The following is a 26282-nucleotide window of genomic DNA, read 5'->3' on the forward strand; positions in this document are numbered from 1 at the left end:
GGTGGCGTATATTACGCTTTCCTCTTTCAGAGTCAACCCTGAATTTCAGGATTTTTCTCTTCAACCGACCGGCTGTTTGTGTGAAGTGATTCACATCCGCCGTGTCGATGGAGGCGCATTATAGGGATCCCATTTTTTTGCACAAGCGTTTTTTGGATCTTTTTTTCTGTTTGTTGATTTTTCATCCCTTTCGCTCCATTCCTGCGCAAAGTGGCGATTTTTTGATGCTATCTCCCCTTGCACAACGCCGTTAAAGCAACCAAAGTCTTCATGACTATTCATTTATGATGAGGTAGACATGTCTGACACATTACGTCCTTATAAGGATCTTTTTCCTGAAATCGGTCAGCGCGTGATGATCGATACCAGCAGCGTGGTTATTGGCGATGTCCGTCTGGCGGATGATGTCGGGATCTGGCCGCTTGTGGTAATTCGCGGCGATGTGAATTACGTTGCGATAGGGGCTCGTACGAACATTCAGGATGGCAGCGTTCTTCACGTAACCCACAAGTCTCCATCCAATCCACACGGCAACCCATTAATCATTGGCGAAGATGTTACCGTTGGCCATAAAGTTATGCTGCACGGCTGCACCATCGGTAACCGCGTACTGGTCGGTATGGGCTCCATTGTGCTGGATGGCGCGATAATAGAAGATGACGTAATGATTGGCGCGGGAAGCCTGGTGCCGCAGCACAAACGGCTGGAAAGCGGCTATTTATATCTTGGCAGTCCGGTAAAACAGATCCGCCCCCTGAGCGATGCTGAGAGATCGGGCCTGCAGTACTCCGCCAATAACTATGTAAAATGGAAAGACGACTATCTTTCTCAGGATAACCATATCCAACCGTGATCGTCTTCCTGCTGGGCCAGGATTAATGCTTCAGCCTCTTCTTCCAGGTCCCAGCGATACTCACGAAAAATGGTCAGCCATTGCTCCGCTGTTTCTCCACCAAAGCGATACGCCAGTACATCTTTTTTTATTGCACACGTGAGTTGCATCCCATTAACCAGGGCGGGAAAGATGACAGCGCTGGCGGCAGTATCCCATTCTTCGCGGTCAGGAAATTGTATGGCCTGGTTCACGCTAATAATTCCTGCTGTAGCAGCTCAATCACTGGCTCGACCTGCGGTAATACACCGTGCCAAAGCAAAACGGCATGTGCAGCCTGCCCCACCAGCATTCCCAGCCCATCTGCGTAGCGTTTTGCGCCCTGTTGTACACACCAGGAGAGAAATGGCGTATTCCCTTTTTGATAGAACATGTCATAGCAACAGAGGGAAGGGTGAATAAGTGACGCTGGTATCGCCGGGATTTCGCCGCGTATGCCGCTGGAGGTCGCATTAATAATCAGGTCAAACTCACAACCATCCAGCTTGTCCATATCCGTGGCATGAACGCTGCCGGTATGAGCAAAGATTTTCGCCAACGCTTCGGCACGTGAAGCTGTACGGTTAGTGATAGTGACCGCGCAATCCAAAGAAAGCAGAGGTAACAGCACGCCCCGGGATGCGCCGCCCGCGCCAATCAGCAAAATACGCCATCCTGGGCGGATAAAATTTAACCGTTTGAGATCGCTTAATAAACCGATACCGTCAGTATTGTCGCCAAGCAAACGACCATCTTCCAGCCGCTTTAATGTATTGACTGCTCCCGCCAGCGATGCTCGTTCCGTTAACTCATCCGATCGCGCAAACGCCTCCTCTTTAAAAGGTACTGTGATGTTTGCGCCTTTTCCCCCTGCCGCGAAAAAGGCATCAAGCGTATTAATGAAATTATTAATAGGGGCCAGCACGCGACCATAGGGGTGAACAATATCTAGCTGCTGAGCAAATTGCTGATGAATAAATGGCGATTTGCTGTGCGCAATCGGATTTCCAAAAACAGCATAGGTTTCCATCATATTACCCCTGTCGAAACAGTTCGCCCGTCAGAGCATCGCGAATTTCTGAAGGATTTAGACGCCCACCCGTTACGCCTTCAACCACCGGAAAATCATCACCAAATTGCGCACGCACCTCTTCAACGGTACGGCATGGCGGTAATCCGCTCAGATTGGCGCTGGTGGAAACCAGCGGTTTGCCATACGCATTGCATAGCGCGACCACCAGCGGGTGATTAGTAACACGAACGGCCAGGGAATCAAAACGTCCCGTGAGCCACCGCGGCGTTGTCGCGGGCGCAGGAAAAACAAACGTTACCGGCCCGGGCCAGCAATCAAATACTGCTTTACGCTGTGCGGCGGTAAGTATGCTGTCATCAATATAAGGTTTTAACTGCTCAAAGCTGGCGGCAATCAAAATGAGTCCCTTATCGACGGGCCGTTGTTTTAACGCCAACAGGCGCGTAACGGCTGTTTCACTATCGGGATCGCAGCCGACGCCGAAAACGGCTTCTGTTGGATAAGCGATGACATTTTCTTTATTCAGGAGATCTACCGCTGCGGCGATAGATCCTGTTGGCAGGTTATTATTCACTTGTTTATTCCACCGGAACCGGCTTTCCACATTGTTTACTGGCGCAAAAGCGCTTCACGCCCTGCGCGGTTTTCTTTTCGATGAGTAGCGGATAATGGCACTCGGGGCATTCCCCCGCAACCGGCGTGAAGTTAATGACGAACTGACATTCCGGGTAGCGATCGCAGGAATGAAAGATTTTTCCGTAACGAGAACGGCGCTGGACCAAATGTCCTTGCTGGCAGGCTGGACAGGCAATCGCCGTTTCATCCGGTTTATCAATAACCACTGTATGTTCACATTGCGGATACTGACTGCATCCGATGAACATGCCAAAGCGCCCCTGACGCAGCACCAGTACGGCGCCACACTCAGGACACAGTTGCCCCTCCAGAATTTTAACGATATGCCCGTCCGCCTGACTTTTCAGCGGACGAACATAATCGCATTCCGGATAGCGAGAACAGCCGAGAAACGGACCATGTTTCCCGGAACGAATTACCAGTTCGGCCCCGCACTGCGGGCAGGGCTCATTTTTACGCACCGAAAACAGTGCTGATTTAGCCATATTCACTCATGCAGCATTAACACCTATCAATGCAGCATACCTTCATTTACCTCAAAGAGTAATTCTTCCATTTGCTGATAGGCGTTTTCACAGCCCGGAATGTTGAATAACACCATCAAAATAACCCATTTCAAGTCTTCCAGGTCAAACTCTGCGGTATCCAGCGCCAGCACACGCTCAATCACCATTTCTCGTGTTTCGAGGTTTAGCACCTGAATCTGCTCAAGGAATAACAGGAACCCCCGGCAACTGGCATCAAGCCTTTCACACTCTTCAACCGTATAAATGCGCATTGAAAGAGGGTCGGAAGCAAGTTGCATGGGTTCCGCGAGGCCATCCTGATAGTCAGCGAGTTTTTCCAGCCACAGCAGCGCATTGTAGATGTCTTCGCGATCAAACCCAGCGTCGGTGAGATCACGCTCCAGTCTGTCCTGATCCACGCGCAGCTCGGCTTCGTTATGGATGTATGTTTCAAACAAATACATTAGTACGTCGAACATGGCTTGCCCTCCTTAATCGGACATAGCCGCCGGGTACAGCTGCGATCCATCCTGCTAACTCCAGTTCGAGTAGCTGAGCCACTACCGCTGGCACAGGTTGGCCGGCACGTTCAGCGACGACGTCAACAGGTGTTACCTCATCTCCTACGTTAGCCAGGAGCTCAGGAAATGGCAATGCCGCCTCATCCTGATTTAGTGAATAAAGTGAATTTTCCGCCGTAGTTGGCAACCAGTGTAAGCCGTATTGCAAATTTTCCAGAATATCCTCCGGCGTCGTCACAAGCGTGGCCCCTTGTTTAATTAACCAGTGCGTTCCTTCGCTTCCCGGACTACCGATAGGGCCTGGTAATGCAAAAACGTCCCGCCCCTGTTCAAGCGCGCAGCGCGCCGTCACCAACGAACCGCTGCGCAACGCCGCCTCAATCACCAGCACGCCTTTGCTCAGTCCGCTGATAATACGGTTTCTGCGAGGAAAATGTTGCGGTAGCGGAGGCGTTGAAAGCGGAAATTCTGAGACCACTGCGCCGCCGGCGGCAATCAAGTTTTCAGCCAGCATGGCATGTCGGCGAGGATAAATCTTTGCCAAGCCATTCCCTAACACCGCTACACTTTTTCCCCCCATACTCACCGCGGCGTTGTGTGCTACGCCATCAATTCCCCGGGCAAGGCCGCTGGTGATCGTCAAACCGCTTTTCGCAAGGCTTTCGCAAAGCAGACGTCCCCAGCGTTCTCCATACCAGGAGTGGCTCCGGCTTCCTACGACGGCAAGTTGGCAGGTATGCAGACAGGCAGGATCGCCGTCAATAAAAATAGCGCCGGGATAATCGTCAATAGCACGCAGCTGGGGAGGATAAATTTCACTATCCGCACACAGAAAATGGTGCTGCGGTAGTTCAAGCCAGCGTAATGTCTCATCAAGCACACCTGCTGGAAGCTGTAAAAAACGTTCAGCTTGCCGCGCGGTAAGACCAGCTTCCTGAAGGTGCGTGCGATTTATCTGAGGCTGGCGAATAAGCGAATTCGCCATGTTCAACATCGCCTCGCCATAAAGGTCGCCGACGTACATTAAACGTAACCAAATTTCGGTACGGGCCATCCTTTCCCTCCCCTGCCACAAGCAGTCTGAACAATCTTTGCGATTGGTCACTGATGCTGTCAATCAGGTGGGGATTTGTCTAGAATAGAGGTAATAATCTTTTCAACTCCTGAACACAACTCTGGATAATTATGTCAGTTTTGCAAGTGTTACATATTCCGGACGAGCGCCTTCGCAAAGTCGCAAAGCCGGTTGAAGAAGTGAATGCAGAAATTCAGCGTATCGTCGATGATATGTTCGAAACGATGTACGCGGAAGAAGGTATCGGTCTGGCCGCAACGCAGGTCGATATCCACCAGCGGATCATCGTGATTGACGTTTCGGAAAACCGCGACGAGCGCCTGGTACTCATTAACCCAGAATTGCTGGAGAAAAGTGGCGAAACGGGTATAGAAGAAGGCTGTCTGTCGATTCCGGAACAGCGCGCTTTAGTGCCGCGCGCCGAGAAAGTGAAAATCCGCGCGCTGGATCGCGACGGCAACCCGTTTGAGCTTGAAGCGGATGGTTTGCTGGCAATTTGCATTCAGCATGAGATGGATCATCTGGTCGGTAAACTGTTTATCGATTATTTGTCGCCGCTGAAGCAACAACGTATTCGTCAGAAAGTAGAAAAACTCGACCGCCTGAACGCCCGGGCTTAAAGGACAAGAACCAACGTGTCAGATTCACTACGTATTATTTTTGCGGGTACACCTGACTTTGCAGCGCGTCATCTCGACGCGCTGTTAACTTCTGGACATAACGTTGTCGGCGTATTTACCCAACCCGATCGTCCAGCAGGTCGCGGTAAAAAGTTGATGCCCAGCCCGGTAAAAGTGCTGGCGGAAGAAAAAGGCCTGCCCGTTTTCCAGCCCGTGTCGCTTCGTCCTCAGGAAAACCAGCAACTGGTTGCTGACTTACATGCCGACGTCATGGTTGTCGTAGCATATGGTCTGATTCTCCCAAAGGCAGTGCTGGATATGCCCCGTCTCGGATGTATCAACGTTCACGGTTCGCTGCTTCCACGCTGGCGCGGCGCGGCGCCTATTCAGCGCTCACTCTGGGCAGGCGATGCGGAAACCGGCGTCACAATTATGCAGATGGATGTAGGGCTGGATACCGGCGACATGCTGTATAAACTTGCGTGCCCGATTACCGCAGAAGATACCAGTGGCTCACTGTATAATAAGTTGGCTGAACTTGGCCCGCAGGGGTTAATTACCACACTAAAACAACTGGCGGACGGCACAGCGACGCCTGAAGCGCAGAATGAAGCGCTGGTCACTCATGCGGAAAAGCTCAGTAAAGAAGAAGCGCGTATTGACTGGTCTCTCTCCGCAGCACAGCTGGAGCGTTGCATTCGCGCCTTTAATCCGTGGCCAATGAGCTGGCTGGAAATCGACGGTCAGCCGGTAAAAGTCTGGCAGGCGTCCGTCATAGAGGACGCCACGCAGTCGCTGCCGGGAACTATTCTGGCCGCGACGAAACAGGGCATCCAGGTTGCAACAGGCAAGGGGATATTAAATTTGCTTTCGCTTCAGCCTGCCGGCAAAAAAGCGATGAGCGCCCAGGATCTGTTAAATTCACGCCGGGAATGGTTTATTCCTGGTAACCGCCTTGCCTGACGATCACGTCTTTATACGCCCGGTGTTACCGGGCATTTTTATTTTATACATATGAAAAAACAAAACAATTTACGTAGTCTGGCAGCACAGGCCGTTGAACAGGTCGTCGAGCAGGGACAATCATTAAGTAATGTGCTCCCGCCGCTGCAACAAAAAGTCGCCGATAAAGACAAAGCGCTACTTCAGGAGCTGTGCTTTGGCGTCCTGCGAACTCTTTCACAGCTGGAATGGCTGATCAATAAGCTGATGTCTCGTCCAATGACCGGCAAGCAGCGTACAGTGCATTACTTAATTATGGTCGGCTTTTATCAGTTGCTGTACACCCGAGTTCCTCCCCATGCGGCGCTGGCTGAAACCGTTGAAGGCGCGGTCTCCATTAAACGTCCGCAGTTGAAAGGGTTAATTAATGGCGTCCTGCGCCAGTTCCAGCGCCAGCAGGAAACGTTGCTTAATGAGTTTGCGACCAGCGATGCGCGCTTTTTACATCCCGGTTGGCTGGTAAAGCGTTTGCAAAATGCTTACCCCACACAGTGGCAACACATTATTGAAGCGAATAACCAGCGTCCACCGATGTGGCTACGTGTAAATCGTACACACCACACCCGCGACGGTTGGCTTGGCTTACTTGAAGACGCAGGCATGAAGGGATATCCCCATCCCGATTATCCCGACGCTGTACGTCTGGAAACGCCAGCTCCGGTACATGCTTTACCCGGTTTTGCTGAGGGTTGGGTAACTGTCCAGGATGCCTCTGCGCAGGGATGTGCGGTTTTTCTCGCTCCTCAGAACGGTGAGCACATTTTAGACTTGTGCGCCGCGCCCGGCGGTAAGACCACGCATATTCTCGAAGTGGCCCCCGAAGCAGACGTGTTGGCGGTTGATATTGATGAACAACGGCTCTCCCGCGTTTACGACAACCTAAAGCGCCTTGGGATGAAAGCGACAGTTAAACAAGGGGATGGACGTTATCCCGCCCAATGGTGCGGCGAGCAGCAGTTTGACCGTATTCTGCTGGATGCGCCCTGCTCCGCAACCGGCGTCATTCGCCGTCATCCAGATATCAAATGGCTGCGTCGCGATCGCGATATCGCGGAACTGGCGCAATTACAGGCGGAAATTCTTGATGCCGTCTGGCCGCGCCTGAAGCCCGGCGGGACGCTGGTTTACGCCACCTGTTCCGTACTGCCGGAAGAAAACCGCGATCAGATCAAGACCTTTTTGCAACGCACTCCCGATGCCGCGCTCAGCGAAACGGGAACACCTGATCAACCAGGACAGCAAAATCTGCCGGGCGGCGAAGAAGGTGATGGGTTCTTTTACGCTAAGCTAATCAAGAAGTGATGAGATAACGGGCCACGACTGATGAAAATTATCATACTGGGCGCAGGGCAAGTTGGCGGAACACTGGCGGAAAACCTGGTCGGCGAAAACAACGACATCACGGTGGTTGATACCAACGGCGAACGGTTACGCAGTTTGCAAGATAAGTTCGATCTACGCGTAGTTCAGGGGCATGGTTCGCATCCCCGCGTGTTGCGCGAAGCGGGCGCTGACGATGCGGATATGCTGGTCGCTGTCACCAGTTCAGATGAAACTAATATGGTTGCCTGTCAGGTAGCCTATTCACTCTTCAACACTCCAAACCGTATCGCCCGTATTCGCTCCCCGGACTATGTTCGCGATGCGGATAAACTCTTTCATTCTGAAGCGGTTCCGATTGATCATCTGATCGCGCCGGAGCAGTTGGTTATCGATAATATTTATCGTCTGATCGAGTATCCGGGAGCATTACAGGTTGTAAACTTTGCTGAAGGGAAAGTCAGTCTGGCAGTAGTAAAAGCCTACTATGGCGGTCCACTAATAGGTAACGCGCTCTCGACAATGCGAGAGCATATGCCGCATATCGATACTCGCGTTGCCGCAATTTTCCGCCATGACAGACCAATCCGTCCTCAGGGCTCGACTATCGTGGAAGCAGGGGATGAAGTCTTCTTTATTGCGGCTTCACAGCATATCCGTGCAGTAATGAGCGAATTACAGCGTCTGGAAAAACCCTACAAGCGCATCATGCTGGTGGGCGGCGGCAATATCGGCGCCGGGCTGGCAAGGCGTCTGGAAAAAGACTATAGCGTTAAATTGATCGAACGCGATCAACAACGCGCCGCAGAATTGGCTGAGAAACTGCAAAACACGATCGTCTTTTTTGGCGACGCCTCCGATCAGGAATTGCTGGCGGAGGAGCATATTGATCAGGTTGATCTCTTTATCGCGGTCACTAACGATGATGAAGCCAATATCATGTCCGCGATGTTGGCTAAGCGGATGGGCGCCAAAAAAGTGATGGTGTTGATTCAGCGTCGAGCTTATGTCGATCTTGTGCAGGGTAGCGTTATAGATATTGCGATTTCTCCGCAGCAGGCCACCATCTCTGCATTACTGAGCCATGTGCGTAAAGCGGATATCGTCGGCGTTTCCTCACTACGTCGCGGGGTTGCCGAAGCCATCGAAGCCGTCGCGCACGGCGATGAAAGCACTTCCCGCGTGGTTGGCCGCGTCATTGACGAAATAAAACTGCCACCAGGCACCATTATTGGCGCGGTCGTTCGTGGTAATGATGTCATGATCGCTAATGACAATTTGCGCATTGAACAAGGCGATCACGTCATTATGTTTTTGACCGATAAAAAGTTTATTACCGACGTCGAACGTCTGTTCCAGCCAAGTCCTTTCTTCCTCTAATTTAAGGGGCGCTCATTCAGCGCCCTTTTTAATTCCCTTTATTTATCAAGGTTTAATTTATTTCGCTAAACAGAAGCCGTAAATGGAAAATGCCTTAGCATTTGTTAAACTTATAACGTCAGCTGCATAGGGAGAATAAAAATGAGTTTTATTAAAGAATTTCGCGAATTCGCGATGCGCGGGAATGTTGTGGATTTGGCAGTGGGTGTCATTATTGGCGCGGCATTCGGTAAGATTGTTTCTTCACTGGTTGCCGATATCATTATGCCGCCGTTGGGATTGTTAATCGGCGGGATCGACTTTAAACAATTTGCTTTTACGTTACGCGAAGCGCAGGGAGATATTCCGGCGGTCGTCATGCATTACGGCGTGTTTATCCAGAACGTATTTGATTTTGTGATTGTGGCCTTTGCTATCTTTGTTGCCATTAAGCTTATCAACAGACTCAACCGTAAAAAAGCAGAAGAGCCGGCAGCTCCGCCAGCGCCTTCTAAAGAGGAAGTGTTATTGGGCGAAATCCGCGATCTGCTGAAAGAACAAAATAACCGTTCTTAATAAGCAGAAGGCCAGTGGTAAAAAAGTTACTTACTTTCTTGCCACTGGCCTCCCAGTTCCCTCGATTACCGTGTTTACCTTTGCGCAGATAGCTTCCTTTGCCTTTCTTATTTTTTTCAACGCGTTGCCTGAAAAGGGGATCGTGCAGTAATGCCTCAATGGCATTGTCCTTTATCTGCCCTTTCTTATGTTGATAACGACTCATAATGTCTCCCGATTGTATAAATTAACGGCGCGAGTGTAGCCCCGCCGGTTCAATAAATCAACATCCTGATTTCGCTCCACTGGCCCCCTGTTCCAGGGCTTCCAGAATGGAACAATAGACGCTACTGTGGGCCGTTCCGCAACAAGCATCATTAAGCCTTTGTAACGAACGCTGCATCGTTTGCAGTTCCGCAATCCTGGCTTCAACCTCCTGCAATCGCTCTTGCACAATACTTTTTGACTCCTGACAGGTATGGTGCTCAGGATCAATTCGGATCGATAAAAGCTCGCGGATCGAGTCGAGCGTGAAACCCAACTGTCGCGCATAACGAATAAACTTGAGACGCTGCAGATCGTTTTCGGTATACAGACGAAACCCGCCTTCAGTACGTACCTCATGATCCATCATCTGCTGTTTTTCATAGTAGCGAATGGTATCAGGCGTTACGTCTGCCAGCTTTGCCAGCTCACCAATGCGATACATACAAGCTCCGTTAATTATCGTTGATTTTATGCAGCAGTTTTTCTGCATACTCACCGTGTAAAAAGTCGGTACTCAACCCAGCCTGCCGAAGTTTTAGTTCAAGCAGGGAGAGCTGGCGACTAACCTGATGGTATCGAGGGTCATCTTCCCGGATACTGTTGAGGATATCAAGTAACTGAATAGCGTCTCTGCGCTGCTCCAGTTCAGGGGGAAGACAGCCCGCATTCTTGAGTAAGCGATAACCCGCACGAAGTTCCGCCGGCACATGAGAATCATCATCCAGAATAAGCGGCTCGCCACGGCCAGGCAAATTATCAAACTCGCCTTTACGCTGTGCCTCGATAATATGACGCTCTGCCCACTGGTCAAGTAACCACATACGTCGCTCCAGGGATTGAACGAAAAGAATACAATTATTGTAGATATGTGGGGTTCAGGAGGATATAAAAAAACCCGCCGAAGCGGGTTTTTTTACGTTACTACAGATTACTCTGCAGCAGCTTCTGTTTTCTCTGAACGATCAACCAGCTCGATGTATGCCATCGGCGCGTTGTCGCCTGCACGGAAGCCACACTTCAGAATGCGAGTGTAACCACCGGCGCGGCTCGCGAAACGCGGGCCCAGCTCGTTAAACAGTTTTGCCACGATCTCGTTATCACGAGTACGGGCGAATGCCAGACGACGATTAGCAACGCTATCAGTCTTGGCAAGAGTAATCAGCGGCTCAACTACGCGACGCAGCTCTTTCGCTTTAGGCAGGGTCGTCTTGATGATTTCATGACGAACCAGTGAACCTGCCATGTTGCGGAACATAGCCTGGCGATGGCTGCTGTTGCGGTTCAGTTGACGACCACTCTTACGATGGCGCATGACCTTATCCTTCTCAGTAAAACCTTAACCTGTGATCCGGTTACTCGTCAGCGATGCTTGCCGGTGGCCAGTTTTCCAGGCGCATACCCAGAGACAGTCCACGGGAAGCCAGCACGTCTTTAATCTCGGTAAGAGATTTTTTACCCAGGTTAGGCGTCTTAAGAAGCTCAACCTCGGTACGCTGTACCAGATCACCGATATAGTGGATAGCTTCTGCCTTGAGGCAGTTAGCAGAGCGGACAGTCAATTCCAGATCGTCAACAGGGCGCAGCAGGATCGGATCGAATTCTGGTTTCTCTTCTTTCACTTCCGGTTGACGTACATCACGTAAATCAACGAAAGCTTCCAGTTGTTCAGCCAGGATGGTTGCCGCACGACGAATCGCCTCTTCAGGATCGATTGTGCCGTTGGTTTCCATTTCGATGACCAGCTTGTCCAGGTCGGTACGCTGTTCTACACGCGCTGCTTCAACATTGTAGGCAATACGCTCTACAGGGCTGTAGCAGGCGTCGACCAGCAGACGGCCGATTGGGCGCTCATCTTCTTCCGAATGAATTCGGGTAGAAGCCGGCACATAACCACGACCGCGCTGAACTTTGATACGCATACTAATAGACGCGTTTTCATCGGTCAGGTGGCAGATCACGTGCTGCGGCTTGACGATTTCGACATCCCCATCATGGGTGATATCGGCTGCAGTCACAGGGCCAATGCCAGATTTATTCAAGGTAAGAATAACTTCATCTTTACCCTGAACTCTCACCGCCAGCCCTTTCAGGTTGAGCAGGATTTCCAGGATGTCTTCCTGAACGCCTTCTTTGGTGCTGTACTCATGTAGTACACCATCAATCTCAACCTCGGTCACCGCGCAACCCGGCATCGATGAGAGCAGAATACGGCGCAGTGCGTTACCCAGAGTATGGCCGAAGCCACGCTCTAAAGGCTCAAGGGTCACCTTGGCGTGCGTCGAACTCACTTGCTCGATATCTACCAGGCGCGGTTTTAGAAACTCTGTCACAGAACCCTGCATTGTGTCCTCTCTTTGGTACTAAGCTTTACTTGGAGTAAAGCTCGACGATCAGGTGTTCGTTAATGTCCGCAGACAGATCAGAACGCTCAGGCTTACGCTTGTACGTACCTTCCATCTTGCCAGCATCAACTTCCAGCCAGGTTGGCTTTTCACGCTGCTCAGCCAGCTCCAGAGCGGCTTTCACGCGAGACTGCTTCTTCGCTTTCTCACGAATGCTAACAACGTCATTCGGACTAACCTGATAAGAAGCGATGTTAACAACACGACCGTTTACCATAATTGCTTTATGGCTAACCAACTGACGTGCTTCTGCACGAGTGGCGCCGAAGCCCATACGGTATACAACGTTGTCCAGACGACCTTCCAGCAGAGCCAACAGGTTTTCACCGGTGTTGCCTTTCAGACGTGCTGCTTCTTTGTAGTAGTTACGGAACTGACGCTCCAGCACACCGTAAATGCGGCGAACTTTTTGCTTTTCACGCAACTGCACACCATAGTCAGACAGACGCGGCTTACGCGCACCGTGCTGGCCAGGAGCTTGTTCAATTTTACACTTGGTATCGATCGCGCGAACGCCAGACTTAAGGAATAAGTCGGTGCCCTCACGACGGCTCAGCTTGAGCTTAGGACCCAAATATCTTGCCATTTTCTTTCTCCAACTAACCTGGAAAACGAAGCGTTATACGCGACGTTTTTTCGGCGGACGACAACCGTTATGAGGGATCGGAGTCACATCAGTAATATTAGTGATGCGGAAACCAGCGGCGTTCAGAGCACGAATAGTAGATTCGCGGCCTGGACCCGGACCTTTAACCATAACTTCCAGATTCTTGATACCGTATTCTTTCACGGCGTCAGCGCAACGCTCTGCTGCAACCTGAGCTGCAAACGGAGTGGATTTGCGAGAACCACGGAAACCGGAACCACCGGCTGTTGCCCAACCCAGCGCATTACCCTGACGATCGGTAATAGTCACGATGGTGTTGTTGAAAGAAGCATGGATATGAGCCACGCCGTCAGAGACTTGTTTTCTTACACGTTTACGTGCGCGAACTGGTGCCTTTGCCATTATTCAATCACCCCGATTATTTCTTGATCGGTTTGCGCGGACCCTTACGGGTACGAGCGTTGGTCTTGGTACGCTGACCGCGAACCGGGAGACCACGACGATGACGCAAACCGCGATAGCAACCAAGATCCATCAGGCGCTTGATGCTCATGCTGATTTCACGGCGCAGATCACCTTCAACGACAAATTTGGCAACTTCGTCACGCAGCGTGTCGATTTGTTCTTCAGACAGCTCACTGATCTTAACATTTTCAGCGATACCCGCTGCAGCCAGGATGGCTTTAGAACGGGTCTTGCCGACACCGTAGATCGAAGTTAACGCGATCACGGCGTGTTTCTGATCAGGAATGTTAATGCCTGCTATACGGGCCACTATGCACTCCTACTATTTAATATGTACGTACCATGCTGAAAAGCCCGTTTTCAGGATACTCAAATGGAAACGTACAGACATACAAAAGATTGGCTGGCTAATCTAGCCAGCTCAACCCAACTTTGCAAGAAAAATATGCGAAAAAATCAGCCTTGGCGCTGTTTATGCTTCGGCTCGGCACTGCAAATCACACGGATGACACCATCACGCTTAACGATTTTGCAGTTACGGCATAATTTCTTGACGGAAGCACGAACTTTCATTTTTACTCTCCGTAACTTCTCAGGCGACCAATTAACGGCCGTAGCCTTTCAGGTTCGCCTTCTTCAATGCAGACTCATACTGACTGGACATCATCAGAGTTTGCACTTGAGCCATAAAGTCCATAATCACGACAACAACGATAAGCAGTGAGGTCCCACCGAAGTAGAACGGCACTTTCATTGCATCACGCATGAACTCCGGGATCAGGCAGATAAAGGTAATATACAGCGCACCAACCAGGGTCAGGCGGGTCATTACTTTATCGATATACTTCGCCGTTTGCTCTCCCGGACGAATTCCTGGTACAAATGCACCGGACTTCTTCAGGTTATCTGCTGTTTCACGCGGGTTGAAAACCAACGCCGTGTAGAAGAAACAGAAGAAGATGATTGCAGACGCATAGAGTAACACATAAAGCGGTTGCCCAGGCTGCAAATACAGCGAAATTGTTGTCAGCCAGTTCCAACCAGTACCGCCCCCGAACCATGACGCGATGGTCGCCGGGAACAGAATAATACTGGAAGCGAAGATTGCCGGGATTACCCCCGCCATATTCACTTTCAGCGGTAAATGTGTGCTCTGTGCAGCATAGACACGACGACCTTGCTGACGTTTGGCGTAGTTTACCACAATACGGCGTTGACCACGTTCAACGAATACTACAAAGAACGTCACTGCAAATACTAATACTGCAACCAACAGCAACACGAGGAAGTGCAGGTCGCCTTGACGCGCTTGCTCGATAGTATGGGCAATGGCTGGCGGGAGTCCCGCAACGATACCAGCGAAGATGATGATTGAGATACCGTTACCGATACCGCGCTCAGTAATCTGTTCGCCGAGCCACATCAGGAACATGGTTCCTGTAACCAGACTTACAACAGCGGTGAAATAGAATGCAAAGCCTGGATTCATCACCAGGCCCTGCATACCAGGCATATTCGGCAAACCGGTAGCAATACCGATCGACTGGAATATCGCCAGCACCAGAGTACCGTAACGGGTGTACTGGCTGATCTTACGACGACCAGACTCCCCTTCTTTCTTAATTTCTGCCAGCGTTGGATGAACCACCGTCAACAGCTGGATAATGATCGACGCCGAAATATACGGCATGATCCCCAGGGCAAAGATAGAAGCACGGCTGAGAGCACCACCAGAGAACATGTTAAACATTTCAATGATGGTGCCTCGCTGTTGCTCAAGCAGTTTGGCAAGTACAGCGGCATCAATACCAGGGATCGGAATAAAAGAGCCAATACGGAACACAATCAGCGCGCCGATAACAAACAGCAGTCTGCGTTTCAGCTCACCTAAGCCACCTTTGGCACTTTGAAAATCTAATCCCGGTTGTTTAGCCATCTGCTACTTATTCCTCGATTTTACCGCCAGCAGCTTCGATAGCAGCACGAGCGCCTTTAGTAACACGCAGGCCACGAACAGTTACCGGAGTAGTGACTTCGCCAGCCAGGATCACTTTCGCGAACTCGATCTGGATACCGATAATGTTTGCCGCTTTCAGCGTGTTCAGGTCTACAACGCCGCCTTCTACTTTCGCCAGGTCAGACAGACGAACTTCGGCTGTAATCGCTGCTTTGCGAGAAGTGAAGCCGAATTTCGGCAGACGACGGTACAGAGGCATCTGACCACCCTCGAAACCGCGACGTACGCCACCGCCAGAACGAGACTTCTGACCTTTGTGACCACGACCACCGGTTTTACCGAGGCCAGAACCGATACCACGACCCAGGCGTTTACCCGCCTTTTTGGAGCCTTCGGCCGGAGACAGAGTATTTAAACGCATCTCTTACTCCTCAACTTTAACCATGAAGGAAACCGCGTTGACCATACCACGAACAGCAGGAGTATCCTCGCGCTCTACGGTGTGGCCAATACGACGCAGACCCAGGCCAAGCAGCGTTGCCTTGTGTTTCGGCAGACGACCGATTGCACTGCGGGTTTGAGTAATTTTAATAGTCTTTGCCATGGTTTATTTCCCCAGAATTTCTTCAACGGATTTACCACGCTTGGCAGCGACCATTTCTGGAGAATTCATATTTTCCAGGCCATCAATAGTTGCACGAACCACGTTGATCGGGTTGGTGGAACCGTATGCTTTAGCCAGAACGTTATGAACCCCAGCAACTTCCAGAACGGCGCGCATTGCACCACCGGCGATGATACCGGTACCTTCGGAAGCTGGCTGCATGAATACACGAGACCCCGTGTGAACACCTTTAACCGGGTGCTGCAGGGTGCCGTTGTTCAGCGCGACGTTAATCATATTGCGACGGGCTTTTTCCATCGCTTTCTGGATCGCTGCTGGAACTTCACGCGCTTTACCGTAACCAAAACCTACGCGACCGTTACCATCGCCTACTACAGTCAGAGCTGTGAAGGAGAAAATACGACCACCTTTAACGGTTTTAGATACGCGGTTTACCGCGATCAGCTTTTCCTGCAGTTCGCCAGCTTGTTTTTCGATGTGAGCCATCTTACACCTCTACCTTAGAACTGAAGGCCAGCTTCACGGGCAGCATCTGCCAGTGCCTGGACACGACCATGATATTGGAACCCGGAACGGTCAAAGGACACATCTTTGATGCCTTTTTCCAGAGCGCGTTCAGCGACAGCTTTACCCACAGCTGCAGCCGCGTCTTTGTTACCGGTGTACTTCAGTTGTTCAGCGATAGCTTTTTCTACAGTAGAAGCAGCTACCAGAACTTCAGAACCGTTCGGTGCAATTACCTGTGCGTAAATATGACGCGGGGTACGATGTACCACCAGGCGAGTTGCGCCCAGCTCTTTGAGCTTGCGGCGTGCGCGGGTCGCACGACGGATACGAGCAGATTTCTTATCCATAGTGTTACCTTACTTCTTCTTAGCCTCTTTGGTACGCACGACTTCGTCGGCGTAACGAACACCCTTGCCTTTGTAAGGCTCAGGACGACGGTAGGCGCGCAGATCTGCTGCAACCTGGCCGATCACCTGCTTATCAGCGCCTTTCAGCACGATTTCAGTTTGAGTCGGACATTCAGCAGTGATACCTGCCGGCAGCTGATGGTCAACCGGGTGAGAGAAACCTAAAGACAGGTTTACTACATTCCCTTTAACCGCTGCACGATAACCTACACCAACCAGCTGCAGCTTCTTAGTGAAGCCTTCGGTAACACCGATAACCATTGAGTTCAGCAGGGCACGCGCGGTACCAGCCTGTGCCCAACCGTCTGCGTAACCATCACGCGGACCGAAGGTCAGTGCATTATCTGCATGTTTAACTTCAACAGCATCGTTGAGAGTACGAGTCAGCTCGCCGTTTTTACCTTTGATCGTAATAACCTGACCGTTGATTTTGACATCAACGCCGGCAGGAACAACGACCGGTGCTTTAGCAACACGAGACATTTTTTCCTCCGATTAGGCTACGTAGCAGATAATTTCGCCACCAAGACCAGCCTGGCGCGCTGCACGATCAGTCATAACACCTTTAGAGGTAGAAACAACTGCGATACCCAGACCGGCCATAACTTTCGGCAGCTCATCTTTACGTTTGTAGATGCGCAGACCTGGGCGGCTGACACGCTGAATGCTTTCTACAACAGCTTTACCCTGGAAATACTTAAGAGTCAGTTCCAGTTCCGGCTTGGTGTCGCCTTCAACTTTAAAATCTTCAATAAAACCTTCTTCCTTCAGCACGTTGGCAATTGCCACTTTCAGCTTGGAGGAAGGCATGGTGACCGCAGCTTTGTTCGCGGCCTGACCGTTACGGATACGGGTCAGCATATCCGCGATCGGATCTTGCATGCTCATCTGTCTTTACTCCCGTGATTCAATTGGTGACAATTACCAGCTAGCCTTTTTCAGACCCGGAATTTCACCGCGCATAGCGGCTTCACGGACCTTAATACGGCTCAACCCGAACTTCCGCAGGAAAGCGTGCGGACGACCAGTTTGACGGCAGCGGTTACGCTGACGTGACGGGCTGGAATCACGCGGCAGAGTCTGCAGCTTAAGAACCGCATTCCAACGATCTTCGTCGGTTGCGTTCACATCAGAGATGATCGCTTTCAGTTCAGCGCGTTTCGCGAAGTATTTATCAGCTAAAGCTACGCGTTTTACTTCGCGTGCTTTCATTGATTGCTTAGCCATTTAGTAACCCTACCTTACTTGCGGAACGGGAAGTCAAAGGCAGCCAGCAGAGCACGGCCTTCTTCGTCAGATTTCGCAGTAGTGGTAATGGTAATATCCAAACCACGAACGCGGTCGACTTTATCGTAGTCGATTTCTGGGAAGATGATCTGCTCACGGACACCCATGCTGTAGTTACCACGACCGTCGAATGACTTAGCGGACAAGCCACGGAAGTCACGGATACGAGGAACAGCAATAGTGATCAGGCGCTCAAAGAACTCCCACATGCGTTCGCCACGCAGAGTTACTTTACAGCCGATCGGATAGCCCTGACGGATTTTGAAGCCTGCAACAGATTTGCGTGCTTTGGTGATCAACGGTTTTTGACCGGAGATTGCTGTCAGGTCTGCTGCTGCGTTATCCAGCAGTTTCTTGTCAGCGATCGCTTCACCAACACCCATGTTCAGGGTGATCTTCTCGACCCGAGGGACTTGCATGACAGAATTGTAGTTAAACTCAGTCATGAGTTTGTTAACTACTTCGTCTTTGTAGTAATCATGCAGTTTCGCCATCGTACTACTCCAAATTACTTGATAGTTTCGCTGTTAGACTTGAAGAAACGGACTTTTTTGCCGTCTTCGAATCTAAAGCCTACACGGTCAGCCTTGCCGGTTGCCGCATTGAAGATTGCAACGTTAGAAACCTGAATTGCAGCTTCTTTTTCAACGATGCCGCCCGGTTGGTTCAGAGCCGGAACCGGCTTCTGGTGTTTCTTAACCAGGTTGATACCTTCAACAATGACCTTGCCGGAAGACAGGACATTCTTAACTTTACCGCGTTTACCTTTATCTTTACCGGTTAACACGATAACTTCGTCATCACGACGGATTTTCGCTGCCATGATTCGCTCCTTAGAGTACTTCTGGTGCCAGAGAGATAATTTTCATGAACTTCTCGTTACGAAGTTCACGAGTTACCGGCCCAAAAATACGCGTACCGATAGGCTGCTCGCTGTTATTGTTTAAAATAACGCATGCATTACCATCGAAGCGAATGACAGAACCGTCCGGGCGACGAACACCCTTCTTGGTGCGCACCACTACCGCCTTCAGCACATCACCTTTTTTGACCTTACCACGCGGAATCGCTTCTTTGATGGTGATCTTAATGATGTCGCCTACGCCTGCGTAGCGACGGTGCGAGCCACCCAGAACCTTGATACACATTACGCGACGTGCACCGGAGTTGTCGGCGACGTTCAGCATAGTCTGTTCTTGGATCATTTTAGTGCTCCGCTAATGTCAACTACTACTGAGACCCGAAAATCAGGTCGTTAAAAAAACCCCATATCGAGGGCGCGGCATTATAACACCGCAAATCAGATATGGGTAGAAAAAATAAACGGCCCATCGCTGAGCCGTTTATTCGTTGAGAATGCGTACTGTATTACAGAACCGCTTTCTCTACAACGCGAACCAGAGTCCAGGATTTGGTCTTGGACAGCGGACGGCATTCGCGGATTTCCACCACGTCGCCGATACCGCATTCGTTGTTCTCGTCATGTACGTGCATTTTGGTCGTACGCTTGATGAATTTACCGTAGATCGGGTGTTTCACAAAACGTTCGATAGCAACAACAATGGATTTCTCCATTTTGTCGCTAACCACGCGACCTTGCAGAGTACGGATTTTATCGGTCATTACGCACCCGCCTTCTCAGTCAGTAAAGTCTTAACGCGTGCGACATCACGACGCACTTGCTTCAACAGGTGAGACTGTTGCAGCTGGCCACTTGCAGCCTGCATACGCAGGTTGAACTGCTCACGCAGCAGGTTCAGTAGCTCGGTGTTCAGCTCTTCAACGCTCTTCTCACGCAGCTCTTTTGCTTTCATTACATCACCGTCTTAGTTACAAAGGTGGTTTTAATCGGCAGTTTCGCTGCTGCCAGCTTGAATGCTTCACGGGCCAGCTCTTCCGGTACGCCGTCCATTTCATACAGGACTTTACCCGGCTGAATCAAGGCAACCCAATACTCCACGTTACCTTTACCTTTACCCATACGCACTGCCAGCGGCTTTTCAGTGATCGGTTTGTCCGGGAATACACGGATCCAGATCTTACCTTGACGCTTAACTGCACGGGTCATAGCACGACGTGCTGCTTCGATCTGACGGGCAGTCAGACGACCACGGCCAACAGCTTTCAGGCCGAAGCTGCCGAAGCTAACATCCGCGCCTGCAGCCAGACCACGGTTGCGGCCTTTGTGCATTTTACGGAATTTTGTACGCTTTGGTTGTAACATCAGCGACGCTCCTTATTTACGGCCTTTACGCTGCTGCTTTTTCGGTTGAGCAGCCGGTTTTTCCGGTTGTTCAACAGCAGCCATACCACCCAGGATCTCGCCTTTGAAGATCCACACTTTAACGCCGATTACACCATAAGTGGTGTGCGCTTCAGAGGTGTTGTAGTCGATGTCAGCACGCAGAGTGTGCAGCGGTACGCGACCTTCGCGGTACCATTCGGTACGTGCGATTTCCGCGCCGCCCAGACGGCCGCTAACTTCAACTTTGATACCTTTAGCGCCCAGACGCATGGCGTTCTGTACAGCACGCTTCATCGCACGACGGAACATCACGCGACGTTCCAGCTGAGAAGTGATGCTGTCAGCAACCAGTTTAGCGTCCAGTTCAGGTTTACGAACTTCGGCGATGTTGATCTGTGCAGGAACGCCAGCGATATCCGCTACGACCTTACGCAGTTTTTCTACGTCTTCACCTTTTTTACCGATAACGATACCCGGGCGAGCGGTGTGAATAGTCACACGGATGCTCTTAGCCGGACGCTCGATAACGATACGAGATACAGACGCTTTAGCCAGTTCCTTCGTCAGGTACTGACGTACTTTAAAATCGCTGTCCAGGTTGTCAGCGAATTCTTTGGTGTTCGCAAACCAGGTAGAGTTCCATGGTTTTACAATACCCAGGCGAATACCATTAGGATGTACTTTCTGACCCATTGCTAGTCTCCAGAGTCTCAGCGATCGGACACAACCACAGTGATGTGGCTGGTGCGCTTCAGGATGCGATCTGCACGACCTTTTGCACGCGGCATAATGCGCTTCATGCTCGGGCCTTCGTCTACGAAAATTTTCGTAACTTTCAGATCGTCAATGTCAGCGCCATCGTTGTGTTCAGCGTTAGCAATGGCAGATTCCAGAACTTTCTTGACCAGTACAGCCGCTTTCTTGTTGGTGTAGGTCAGAATATCCAGAGCCTGCGACACTTTCTTACCGCGAATCAGGTCAGCAACAAGGCGAACCTTCTGAGCAGAAGAACGAGCATGGCGATGTTTAGCGATAGTTTCCATCTCTTCCTCCTACCTTATTTCTTCTTCGCTTTTTTATCAGCAGCGTGGCCGCGATAAGTACGAGTCGGTGCGAATTCACCCAGTTTGTGACCGACCATTTCGTCGGAAACAAATACCGGAACGTGCTGACGACCATTATGGACAGCGATGGTCAAACCGATCATGTTAGGAAAGATCGTTGAACGACGGGACCAGGTGCGCAGGGGCTTCTTGTCTCCGCTTTCCACCGCTTTCTCTACCTTCTTCAGCAAGTGCAGGTCAATAAAAGGACCTTTCTTGAGAGAACGTGGCATGGCTTATCCTCTAAAATTATTTGCTACGGCGACGTACGATGAATTTATCAGTACGCTTGTTGCTGCGGGTCTTCTTACCTTTGGTCTGAACGCCCCACGGAGTTACCGGGTGCTTACCAAAGTTACGACCTTCACCACCACCATGTGGGTGGTCTACTGGGTTCATCGCAGTACCGCGAACGGTAGGACGAACGCCACGCCAGCGTGCAGCACCTGCTTTACCCAGAACGCGCAGCATATGCTCAGCATTGCCAACTTCGCCCAGGGTTGCACGGCAGTCTGCTTCGACTTTACGCATTTCACCAGAACGCAGACGCAGGGTGACATAAGCGCCATCGCGAGCAACGATCTGAACGTAAGTACCAGCGGAACGTGCCAGCTGACCGCCTTTACCTGGTTTCATTTCTACGTTATGAACGGTAGAACCAACCGGGATATTGCGCATCGGCAGGGTGTTGCCTGCTTTGATTGCAGCATCAACGCCAGACTGAATCTGGTCGCCAGCTTTCAGGCCTTTCGGGGCCAGGATGTAACGGCGTTCGCCGTCTTTGTACAGAACCAGCGCGATGTTCGCGGAACGGTTCGGATCGTACTCAAGACGTTCAACAACTGCCGGGATACCGTCTTTGTTGCGTTTGAAGTCAACAATACGATAAGCCTGTTTGTGACCACCACCGATATGACGAGTGGTGATACGGCCATTGTTGTTACGACCACCGGATTTGCTGTTTTTTTCAACCAGCGGAGCAAAAGGTTTGCCCTTGTGCAGCTCTGGGTTGACCACTTTAACGACGTGGCGACGACCCGGAGATGTCGGTTTACATTTAACAACTGCCATTGTATTACTCCTCCGACTTACTCAGCGCCGCCGACGAAGTCCAGATTCTGGCCTTCTTTCAGGGTGACGTAAGCTTTTTTCCAGTCGCTACGACGACCGATACGCTGTCCGTGACGTTTAACTTTCCCTTTAACTACCAGGGTGTTAACGACTTCGACTTCGACTTCAAACAGTTTCTGCACAGCAGCTTTGATTTCTGCTTTGGTCGCGTCTTTAGCAACTTTGAGAACGATGGTGTTGGTTTTTTCCATCGCAGTAGACGCTTTTTCAGAAACGTGCGGTGCGCGCAGCACCTTCAGCAGACGTTCTTCACGAATCATGCCAGCATCTCCTCAACTTGCTTAACAGCATCAGCAGTCATTACGACTTTGTCGAAGGCGATCAGGCTAACCGGGTCGATACCAGTCGCATCGCGTACGTCAACCTTGTGCAGGTTACGTGCGGCCAGGAACAGGTTCTCGTCCAGCTCACCGGTGATGATCAGCACATCTTCCAGAGCCATGTCTTTCAGTTTCTGTGCCAGCAGCTTAGTTTTCGGCGCTTCTACAGAGAACTTCTCGACAACGATCAGACGATCCTGACGTACCAGTTCGGACAGGATGCTTTTCAGCGCGCCGCGGTACATCTTCTTGTTAACTTTTTGACTGTGGTCCTGCGGACGAGCAGCGAAGGTCACGCCACCGGAACGCCAGATCGGGCTCTTGATAGAACCTGAACGCGCACGGCCAGTGCCTTTCTGGCGCCACGGTTTTTTACCGGAACCAGTTACTTCAGCACGAGTCTTCTGAGCACGAGTACCCTGACGAGCACCAGCTGCATAAGCAACAACAACCTGGTGAACCAGCGCTTCGTTGAAATCACGACCGAAGGTAGTTTCGGAAACAGTCAGCGCGCTCTGCGCGTCTTTCAATACTAATTCCATTGCTATCCCCTTACGCCTTCACAGCTGGTTTAACGATCAGGTCGCAACCGGTTGCACCCGGAACACCACCCTTAACCAGCAGCAGGTTGCGCTCAGCGTCAACGCGTACTACGTCAAGGCTCTGAACGGTTACGCGCTCATTACCCATCTGACCTGCCATTTTCTTGCCTTTGAACACTTTGCCCGGAGTCTGGTTCTGACCGATAGAACCCGGAACGCGGTGAGACAAGGAGTTACCGTGAGTAGCGTCCTGGGTACGGAAGTTCCAGCGCTTAACGGTACCAGCGAAACCTTTACCTTTAGAGGTACCGGTTACGTCAACTTTTTTAACGTCAGCAAACAGTTCAACGCTGATGCTCTGACCTACGGTGTATTCTTCGCCTTCAGCCAGACGGAATTCCCACAGACCACGGCCAGCTTCTACGCCAGCTTTAGCAAAGTGACCCGCTTCCGGCTTGGTGACACGGTTAGCTTTTTTAGCACCCGTAGTAACCTGAACAGCGCGGTAGCCATCGTTAGCCAGGTCTTTAACCTGAGTAACACGGTTTGCTTCAACTTCGATTACGGTTACTGGGATAGAGACGCCATCTTCAGTGAAGATGCGGGTCATACCCACTTTTTTACCGACTAAACCAATCATTGTATCAACCTCTCAATCGCTCGATGACCTGATTAACCCAGGCTGATCTGCACGTCTACACCGGCAGCCAGGTCCAGACGCATCAGAGCATCAACGGTTTTCTCGGTTGGCTCAACGATGTCAACCAGACGCTTGTGAGTGCGAATTTCGTACTGATCGCGCGCATCTTTGTTAACGTGCGGAGAGATCAGAACGGTAAAGCGCTCTTTGCGGGTCGGCAGCGGGATCGGACCGCGAACCTGCGCACCAGTGCGCTTGGCAGTCTCGACGATTTCCGCGGTTGATTGATCGATCAGACGATGATCAAACGCTTTCAGGCGGATACGGATTCTTTGGTTCTGCATGAGACCAGAGCTCCAATTATTTTATAAACGAAAATGATTACTCCTCACACCCATTACGATTGATGGGAGAGTGTAACCGTTCTTACGTAGCTCCCCGATTGGGAGCATTGTTAAATAGCCAAATCGGCTATTCGAGGTTCAAATCGAACCTGCCGTCAATTACGACAAGCCCGCGTATTATACGTAAATCTCAGCCTGACGCAAGTGTCGGATAGAAATTAAGCGCTTTATTCTTATGCGAGCATGATTCCAGATGGTACGCATGGAATGGCAACGCGCATCTTTTCTTTGGAAGGCATCAGGCAAACCTGGCAATACGTCGTTGCCGCTGTCGCATAAATCTACAAAGGTGAGCACAAGCCTTGACGAGGATTTGCTTATGTTTGTTGCCCTCCCCTTTCTCATTTTTTATGCGTCGTTCTCTTTATTACTTGGCATATACGACGCGCGTACCGGTCTGCTGCCTGACCGGTTTACCTGTCCATTACTGTGGGGTGGTCTGCTTTATCACCAGATTTGCCTGCCGGAGCGTTTACCGGATGCGCTTTGGGGTGCTATCGCCGGCTATGGCGGATTCGCGTTAATTTACTGGGGCTATCGCCTGCGTTATCAGAAAGAGGGGCTTGGATATGGCGACGTCAAGTACCTCGCTGCCTTAGGGGCGTGGCATTGTTGGGAAACACTGCCGTTACTGGTTTTCCTTGCCGCTATGTTGGCCTGTGGCGGGTTTGGCGTCGCGCTACTGGTGAGAGGTAAATCGGCATTAATAAACCCGCTACCTTTTGGGCCATGGCTGGCGGTGGCGGGTTTCATAACAGGTTGGAAAGTTTTCTTTCCAGACGGTTAATCGGTAACCTTAATTTGTGATTGCAGATAATTTTGCATACCAAGTTTGGCAATCAAATCCAGCTCAGTTTCCAGCCAGTCGATGTGGCCTTCCTCGTCGGCAAGAATTTCAATCATCATATCCCGGCTGACATAATCATGAACGCTATCGGCATAGGCTATTGCCTCACGTAGATCTTTTGCGCCTTCCAGTTCGAGCCGGAGATCCGATCGTAGCATCTCTTCGACATCTTCACCGATGCCCAGCTTGCCCAGATCCTGTAGGTTCGGTATGCCTTCCAGAAATAAAATACGCTCAATATACTTATCGGCGTGTTTCATCTCATCAATGGATTCATGGTACTCAACATCATTAAGCCGGGTCAGCCCCCAGTTTTTGAACATACGGGCATGAAGAAAATACTGATTAATTGCGACAAGCTCATTTCCCAATAGTTTATTGAGATAATTTATGATTTTAACATCACCTTTCATTTTATAGTCCCTCCGCTTCCACTCTCTAGAGCGTAGATGGGGCTACAGGGATGTCAAAAAAAAGAGTGTGACTCAGGCGATCTCTTTAAATTCCGGCATTTGCGTTAACTCATCCTGCATCACTTCTCGCGCGGCGCGAATACACTTACCACATTGATTTCCCACAGGAATAAATTTACGCAACTGTTGAAATGACTGCGGATGAAATTGTCGTACAGCCTGGCGGATTTTTTTATCGCTTATACCATTACACAAACAAACGTACATGATCGCTCCCGTTCAATTTCCGCACAAAGTGTAAATGAGAATGGTTATGATTACAATAGCACAAAGCGATTTACGCCACGGGAGAAGCGTTAAAAAAGGCTAATAAATATAACAGCGGCTAAATAGCAGGCAACAAAAAGGGCGCCGAAGCGCCCTCTTCAATTCAAAACTAATTAACGAGTAATTAGCCCAGAACTTTAGCAACAACGCCCGCGCCAACAGTACGGCCGCCTTCACGGATTGCGAAACGCAGACCGTCGTCCATTGCGATCGGGTGGATCAGGGTAACAACCATTTTGATGTTGTCGCCCGGCATTACCATCTCTACGCCTTCCGGCAGTTCGATGG

45 protein-coding genes and 2 pseudogenes are annotated in these 26282 nt (G+C 50.7%); 7 read left to right on the forward strand and 40 right to left on the reverse strand.

What is annotated here, in order from left to right; all coding sequences use genetic code 11:
- Positions 1 to 298: 298 nt before the first annotated feature.
- The gene (locus ACH0VJ_RS22180; protein WP_001285635.1) at positions 299 to 853 is read left to right on the forward strand and encodes a gamma carbonic anhydrase family protein; all 555 of its coding nucleotides are present in this window, start codon (positions 299 to 301) and stop codon (positions 851 to 853) included.
- On the opposite strand, the gene ACH0VJ_RS22185 is transcribed toward ACH0VJ_RS22180, so the two are convergent.
- Genes ACH0VJ_RS22185 through dprA form a run of 6 tightly spaced genes read right to left on the reverse strand, consistent with a single transcriptional unit; the run spans position 829 to position 4621 of the window.
- Positions 829 to 1086, reverse strand: a complete 258-nt coding sequence (locus ACH0VJ_RS22185) for a DUF1488 domain-containing protein (protein WP_001070576.1) — start codon at positions 1084 to 1086, stop codon at positions 829 to 831. The genes ACH0VJ_RS22180 and ACH0VJ_RS22185 overlap by 25 nt on opposite strands.
- Positions 1083 to 1901: a shikimate dehydrogenase gene (aroE, locus tag ACH0VJ_RS22190; protein ID WP_000451205.1), complete on the reverse strand. Its 819-nt coding sequence runs from the start codon at positions 1899 to 1901 to the stop codon at positions 1083 to 1085. Before aroE ends, ACH0VJ_RS22185 begins: the two co-directional genes overlap by 4 nt.
- 4 nt (positions 1902 to 1905) lie before the next feature.
- Complete coding sequence (gene tsaC / locus ACH0VJ_RS22195) at positions 1906 to 2478, reverse strand: L-threonylcarbamoyladenylate synthase type 1 TsaC (RefSeq protein WP_001063614.1); 573 nt, start codon at positions 2476 to 2478, stop codon at positions 1906 to 1908.
- A gap of 4 nt (positions 2479 to 2482) precedes the next feature.
- A complete protein-coding gene (locus tag ACH0VJ_RS22200) occupies positions 2483 to 3025 on the reverse strand; it encodes a type I DNA topoisomerase (protein ID WP_001129708.1) in 543 nt (180 codons plus the stop codon).
- Between the two features lie 26 nt (positions 3026 to 3051).
- Positions 3052 to 3525, reverse strand: a complete 474-nt coding sequence (gene smg, locus ACH0VJ_RS22205) for a DUF494 family protein Smg (RefSeq protein WP_000460663.1) — start codon at positions 3523 to 3525, stop codon at positions 3052 to 3054.
- Positions 3497 to 4621 (reverse strand): DNA-protecting protein DprA, encoded by a 1125-nt coding sequence (gene dprA / locus ACH0VJ_RS22210; RefSeq protein ID WP_000124526.1) that lies wholly within the window; start codon positions 4619 to 4621, stop codon positions 3497 to 3499. Before dprA ends, smg begins: the two co-directional genes overlap by 29 nt.
- Positions 4622 to 4752: 131 nt before the next feature.
- Here dprA and def point away from each other — a divergent pair, with 131 nt between their 5' ends.
- From def to mscL, 5 genes are all read left to right on the forward strand, one after another.
- The gene (def, locus tag ACH0VJ_RS22215; protein WP_000114987.1) at positions 4753 to 5262 is read left to right on the forward strand and encodes a peptide deformylase; all 510 of its coding nucleotides are present in this window, start codon (positions 4753 to 4755) and stop codon (positions 5260 to 5262) included.
- A 15-nt stretch (positions 5263 to 5277) separates the two neighbouring features.
- Positions 5278 to 6225: a methionyl-tRNA formyltransferase gene (gene fmt / locus ACH0VJ_RS22220; RefSeq protein ID WP_001285174.1), complete on the forward strand. Its 948-nt coding sequence runs from the start codon at positions 5278 to 5280 to the stop codon at positions 6223 to 6225.
- 51 nt (positions 6226 to 6276) lie between these two features.
- Entirely contained in the window at positions 6277 to 7566 is a 1290-nt protein-coding gene (gene rsmB, locus ACH0VJ_RS22225) for a 16S rRNA (cytosine(967)-C(5))-methyltransferase RsmB (RefSeq protein WP_000744602.1), read from the forward strand.
- Between the two features lie 21 nt (positions 7567 to 7587).
- Positions 7588 to 8964, forward strand: coding sequence for a Trk system potassium transporter TrkA (gene trkA / locus ACH0VJ_RS22230; protein WP_000691374.1), 1377 nt, complete (start codon positions 7588 to 7590; stop codon positions 8962 to 8964).
- 141 nt (positions 8965 to 9105) lie between these two features.
- The gene (gene mscL, locus ACH0VJ_RS22235; RefSeq protein ID WP_000008119.1) at positions 9106 to 9519 is read left to right on the forward strand and encodes a large-conductance mechanosensitive channel protein MscL; all 414 of its coding nucleotides are present in this window, start codon (positions 9106 to 9108) and stop codon (positions 9517 to 9519) included.
- Position 9520: 1 nt separating this feature from the next.
- On the opposite strand, the pseudogene ACH0VJ_RS22240 reads toward mscL, so the two are convergent.
- The 31 genes and pseudogenes from ACH0VJ_RS22240 to rpsJ form a co-directional block, all read right to left on the reverse strand.
- Positions 9521 to 9724 (reverse strand): annotated as a pseudogene (locus ACH0VJ_RS22240) (alternative ribosome-rescue factor A); the annotation flags it as partial.
- 57 nt (positions 9725 to 9781) lie between these two features.
- Entirely contained in the window at positions 9782 to 10207 is a 426-nt protein-coding gene (gene zntR, locus ACH0VJ_RS22245; protein WP_000285585.1) for a Zn(2+)-responsive transcriptional regulator, read from the reverse strand.
- 10 nt (positions 10208 to 10217) lie between these two features.
- A complete protein-coding gene (locus tag ACH0VJ_RS22250) occupies positions 10218 to 10586 on the reverse strand; it encodes a DUF1992 domain-containing protein (RefSeq protein WP_000266515.1) in 369 nt (122 codons plus the stop codon).
- A gap of 107 nt (positions 10587 to 10693) precedes the next feature.
- Positions 10694 to 11077 (reverse strand): 50S ribosomal protein L17, encoded by a 384-nt coding sequence (gene rplQ / locus ACH0VJ_RS22255; RefSeq protein ID WP_001216370.1) that lies wholly within the window; start codon positions 11075 to 11077, stop codon positions 10694 to 10696.
- 40 nt (positions 11078 to 11117) lie between these two features.
- Positions 11118 to 12107, reverse strand: a complete 990-nt coding sequence (locus ACH0VJ_RS22260) for a DNA-directed RNA polymerase subunit alpha (RefSeq protein ID WP_001162094.1) — start codon at positions 12105 to 12107, stop codon at positions 11118 to 11120.
- Positions 12108 to 12132: 25 nt separating this feature from the next.
- The gene (gene rpsD / locus ACH0VJ_RS22265; RefSeq protein ID WP_000135226.1) at positions 12133 to 12753 is read right to left on the reverse strand and encodes a 30S ribosomal protein S4; all 621 of its coding nucleotides are present in this window, start codon (positions 12751 to 12753) and stop codon (positions 12133 to 12135) included.
- Positions 12754 to 12786: 33 nt separating this feature from the next.
- Complete coding sequence (gene rpsK, locus ACH0VJ_RS22270; protein ID WP_001029758.1) at positions 12787 to 13176, reverse strand: 30S ribosomal protein S11; 390 nt, start codon at positions 13174 to 13176, stop codon at positions 12787 to 12789.
- 16 nt (positions 13177 to 13192) lie between these two features.
- On the reverse strand, positions 13193 to 13549 hold the full coding sequence (gene rpsM, locus ACH0VJ_RS22275) for a 30S ribosomal protein S13 (protein WP_000090780.1): 357 nt from the start codon (positions 13547 to 13549) through the stop codon (positions 13193 to 13195).
- A 146-nt stretch (positions 13550 to 13695) separates the two neighbouring features.
- Positions 13696 to 13812, reverse strand: a complete 117-nt coding sequence (rpmJ, locus tag ACH0VJ_RS22280; RefSeq protein WP_000868187.1) for a 50S ribosomal protein L36 — start codon at positions 13810 to 13812, stop codon at positions 13696 to 13698.
- A gap of 31 nt (positions 13813 to 13843) precedes the next feature.
- Positions 13844 to 15175: a preprotein translocase subunit SecY gene (secY, locus tag ACH0VJ_RS22285; protein ID WP_001118864.1), complete on the reverse strand. Its 1332-nt coding sequence runs from the start codon at positions 15173 to 15175 to the stop codon at positions 13844 to 13846.
- A 7-nt stretch (positions 15176 to 15182) separates the two neighbouring features.
- Positions 15183 to 15617 (reverse strand): 50S ribosomal protein L15, encoded by a 435-nt coding sequence (gene rplO / locus ACH0VJ_RS22290; RefSeq protein ID WP_001238917.1) that lies wholly within the window; start codon positions 15615 to 15617, stop codon positions 15183 to 15185.
- 3 nt (positions 15618 to 15620) lie between these two features.
- Entirely contained in the window at positions 15621 to 15800 is a 180-nt protein-coding gene (gene rpmD / locus ACH0VJ_RS22295; RefSeq protein ID WP_001140434.1) for a 50S ribosomal protein L30, read from the reverse strand.
- Positions 15801 to 15803: 3 nt separating this feature from the next.
- A complete protein-coding gene (gene rpsE, locus ACH0VJ_RS22300) occupies positions 15804 to 16307 on the reverse strand; it encodes a 30S ribosomal protein S5 (protein WP_000940121.1) in 504 nt (167 codons plus the stop codon).
- 14 nt (positions 16308 to 16321) lie between these two features.
- Positions 16322 to 16675 carry a 50S ribosomal protein L18 gene (gene rplR / locus ACH0VJ_RS22305; protein WP_000358956.1) on the reverse strand — a complete coding sequence of 118 codons (354 nt, stop codon included), beginning with the start codon at positions 16673 to 16675 and terminating at the stop codon, positions 16322 to 16324.
- A gap of 9 nt (positions 16676 to 16684) precedes the next feature.
- Complete coding sequence (rplF, locus tag ACH0VJ_RS22310; RefSeq protein ID WP_000091939.1) at positions 16685 to 17218, reverse strand: 50S ribosomal protein L6; 534 nt, start codon at positions 17216 to 17218, stop codon at positions 16685 to 16687.
- Between the two features lie 12 nt (positions 17219 to 17230).
- Positions 17231 to 17623, reverse strand: a complete 393-nt coding sequence (rpsH, locus tag ACH0VJ_RS22315; protein ID WP_000062611.1) for a 30S ribosomal protein S8 — start codon at positions 17621 to 17623, stop codon at positions 17231 to 17233.
- A 33-nt stretch (positions 17624 to 17656) separates the two neighbouring features.
- The gene (gene rpsN / locus ACH0VJ_RS22320; RefSeq protein ID WP_001118932.1) at positions 17657 to 17962 is read right to left on the reverse strand and encodes a 30S ribosomal protein S14; all 306 of its coding nucleotides are present in this window, start codon (positions 17960 to 17962) and stop codon (positions 17657 to 17659) included.
- A 14-nt stretch (positions 17963 to 17976) separates the two neighbouring features.
- Entirely contained in the window at positions 17977 to 18516 is a 540-nt protein-coding gene (gene rplE, locus ACH0VJ_RS22325) for a 50S ribosomal protein L5 (protein ID WP_001096206.1), read from the reverse strand.
- A 14-nt stretch (positions 18517 to 18530) separates the two neighbouring features.
- The gene (gene rplX, locus ACH0VJ_RS22330) at positions 18531 to 18845 is read right to left on the reverse strand and encodes a 50S ribosomal protein L24 (protein WP_000729185.1); all 315 of its coding nucleotides are present in this window, start codon (positions 18843 to 18845) and stop codon (positions 18531 to 18533) included.
- A 10-nt stretch (positions 18846 to 18855) separates the two neighbouring features.
- Positions 18856 to 19227 carry a 50S ribosomal protein L14 gene (gene rplN / locus ACH0VJ_RS22335; protein WP_000613954.1) on the reverse strand — a complete coding sequence of 124 codons (372 nt, stop codon included), beginning with the start codon at positions 19225 to 19227 and terminating at the stop codon, positions 18856 to 18858.
- 163 nt (positions 19228 to 19390) lie between these two features.
- Positions 19391 to 19645 carry a 30S ribosomal protein S17 gene (rpsQ, locus tag ACH0VJ_RS22340; protein WP_000130101.1) on the reverse strand — a complete coding sequence of 85 codons (255 nt, stop codon included), beginning with the start codon at positions 19643 to 19645 and terminating at the stop codon, positions 19391 to 19393.
- Complete coding sequence (rpmC, locus tag ACH0VJ_RS22345; protein ID WP_000644742.1) at positions 19645 to 19836, reverse strand: 50S ribosomal protein L29; 192 nt, start codon at positions 19834 to 19836, stop codon at positions 19645 to 19647. The genes rpsQ and rpmC overlap by 1 nt, the downstream gene beginning before the upstream one ends.
- Positions 19836 to 20246, reverse strand: a complete 411-nt coding sequence (rplP, locus tag ACH0VJ_RS22350) for a 50S ribosomal protein L16 (protein ID WP_000941208.1) — start codon at positions 20244 to 20246, stop codon at positions 19836 to 19838. Before rplP ends, rpmC begins: the two co-directional genes overlap by 1 nt.
- 12 nt (positions 20247 to 20258) lie before the next feature.
- Positions 20259 to 20960: a 30S ribosomal protein S3 gene (rpsC, locus tag ACH0VJ_RS22355; protein ID WP_000529945.1), complete on the reverse strand. Its 702-nt coding sequence runs from the start codon at positions 20958 to 20960 to the stop codon at positions 20259 to 20261.
- A 17-nt stretch (positions 20961 to 20977) separates the two neighbouring features.
- Positions 20978 to 21310 (reverse strand): 50S ribosomal protein L22, encoded by a 333-nt coding sequence (rplV, locus tag ACH0VJ_RS22360; RefSeq protein ID WP_000447529.1) that lies wholly within the window; start codon positions 21308 to 21310, stop codon positions 20978 to 20980.
- Between the two features lie 14 nt (positions 21311 to 21324).
- Positions 21325 to 21603, reverse strand: coding sequence for a 30S ribosomal protein S19 (gene rpsS / locus ACH0VJ_RS22365; protein ID WP_001138115.1), 279 nt, complete (start codon positions 21601 to 21603; stop codon positions 21325 to 21327).
- A 16-nt stretch (positions 21604 to 21619) separates the two neighbouring features.
- Positions 21620 to 22441 carry a 50S ribosomal protein L2 gene (gene rplB, locus ACH0VJ_RS22370; RefSeq protein ID WP_000301869.1) on the reverse strand — a complete coding sequence of 274 codons (822 nt, stop codon included), beginning with the start codon at positions 22439 to 22441 and terminating at the stop codon, positions 21620 to 21622.
- A 17-nt stretch (positions 22442 to 22458) separates the two neighbouring features.
- Positions 22459 to 22761, reverse strand: a complete 303-nt coding sequence (rplW, locus tag ACH0VJ_RS22375; RefSeq protein ID WP_000617546.1) for a 50S ribosomal protein L23 — start codon at positions 22759 to 22761, stop codon at positions 22459 to 22461.
- Positions 22758 to 23363, reverse strand: coding sequence for a 50S ribosomal protein L4 (gene rplD / locus ACH0VJ_RS22380; RefSeq protein WP_000424395.1), 606 nt, complete (start codon positions 23361 to 23363; stop codon positions 22758 to 22760). Before rplD ends, rplW begins: the two co-directional genes overlap by 4 nt.
- Before the next feature lie 10 nt (positions 23364 to 23373).
- Positions 23374 to 24003, reverse strand: a complete 630-nt coding sequence (gene rplC / locus ACH0VJ_RS22385; RefSeq protein WP_000579838.1) for a 50S ribosomal protein L3 — start codon at positions 24001 to 24003, stop codon at positions 23374 to 23376.
- Between the two features lie 32 nt (positions 24004 to 24035).
- A complete protein-coding gene (gene rpsJ / locus ACH0VJ_RS22390) occupies positions 24036 to 24347 on the reverse strand; it encodes a 30S ribosomal protein S10 (protein WP_001181005.1) in 312 nt (103 codons plus the stop codon).
- A gap of 379 nt (positions 24348 to 24726) precedes the next feature.
- Here rpsJ and hopD point away from each other — a divergent pair, with 379 nt between their 5' ends.
- A complete protein-coding gene (gene hopD, locus ACH0VJ_RS22395; RefSeq protein ID WP_000495848.1) occupies positions 24727 to 25194 on the forward strand; it encodes an A24 family peptidase in 468 nt (155 codons plus the stop codon).
- Here hopD and bfr read toward each other — a convergent pair.
- From bfr to tuf, 3 genes and pseudogenes are all read right to left on the reverse strand, one after another.
- The gene (bfr, locus tag ACH0VJ_RS22400) at positions 25191 to 25667 is read right to left on the reverse strand and encodes a bacterioferritin (RefSeq protein ID WP_000675530.1); all 477 of its coding nucleotides are present in this window, start codon (positions 25665 to 25667) and stop codon (positions 25191 to 25193) included. The two genes, hopD and bfr, sit on opposite strands and share 4 nt — an antisense overlap.
- Positions 25668 to 25739: 72 nt before the next feature.
- Entirely contained in the window at positions 25740 to 25934 is a 195-nt protein-coding gene (gene bfd / locus ACH0VJ_RS22405) for a bacterioferritin-associated ferredoxin (RefSeq protein ID WP_000289082.1), read from the reverse strand.
- 184 nt (positions 25935 to 26118) lie between these two features.
- Positions 26119 to 26282 (reverse strand): annotated as a pseudogene (gene tuf / locus ACH0VJ_RS22410) (elongation factor Tu); the annotation flags it as partial.

The organism is Salmonella sp. 2020_1459 (assembly GCF_043847915.1).
GTDB classification, from domain to species: Bacteria; Pseudomonadota; Gammaproteobacteria; order Enterobacterales; family Enterobacteriaceae; genus Salmonella; species Salmonella enterica.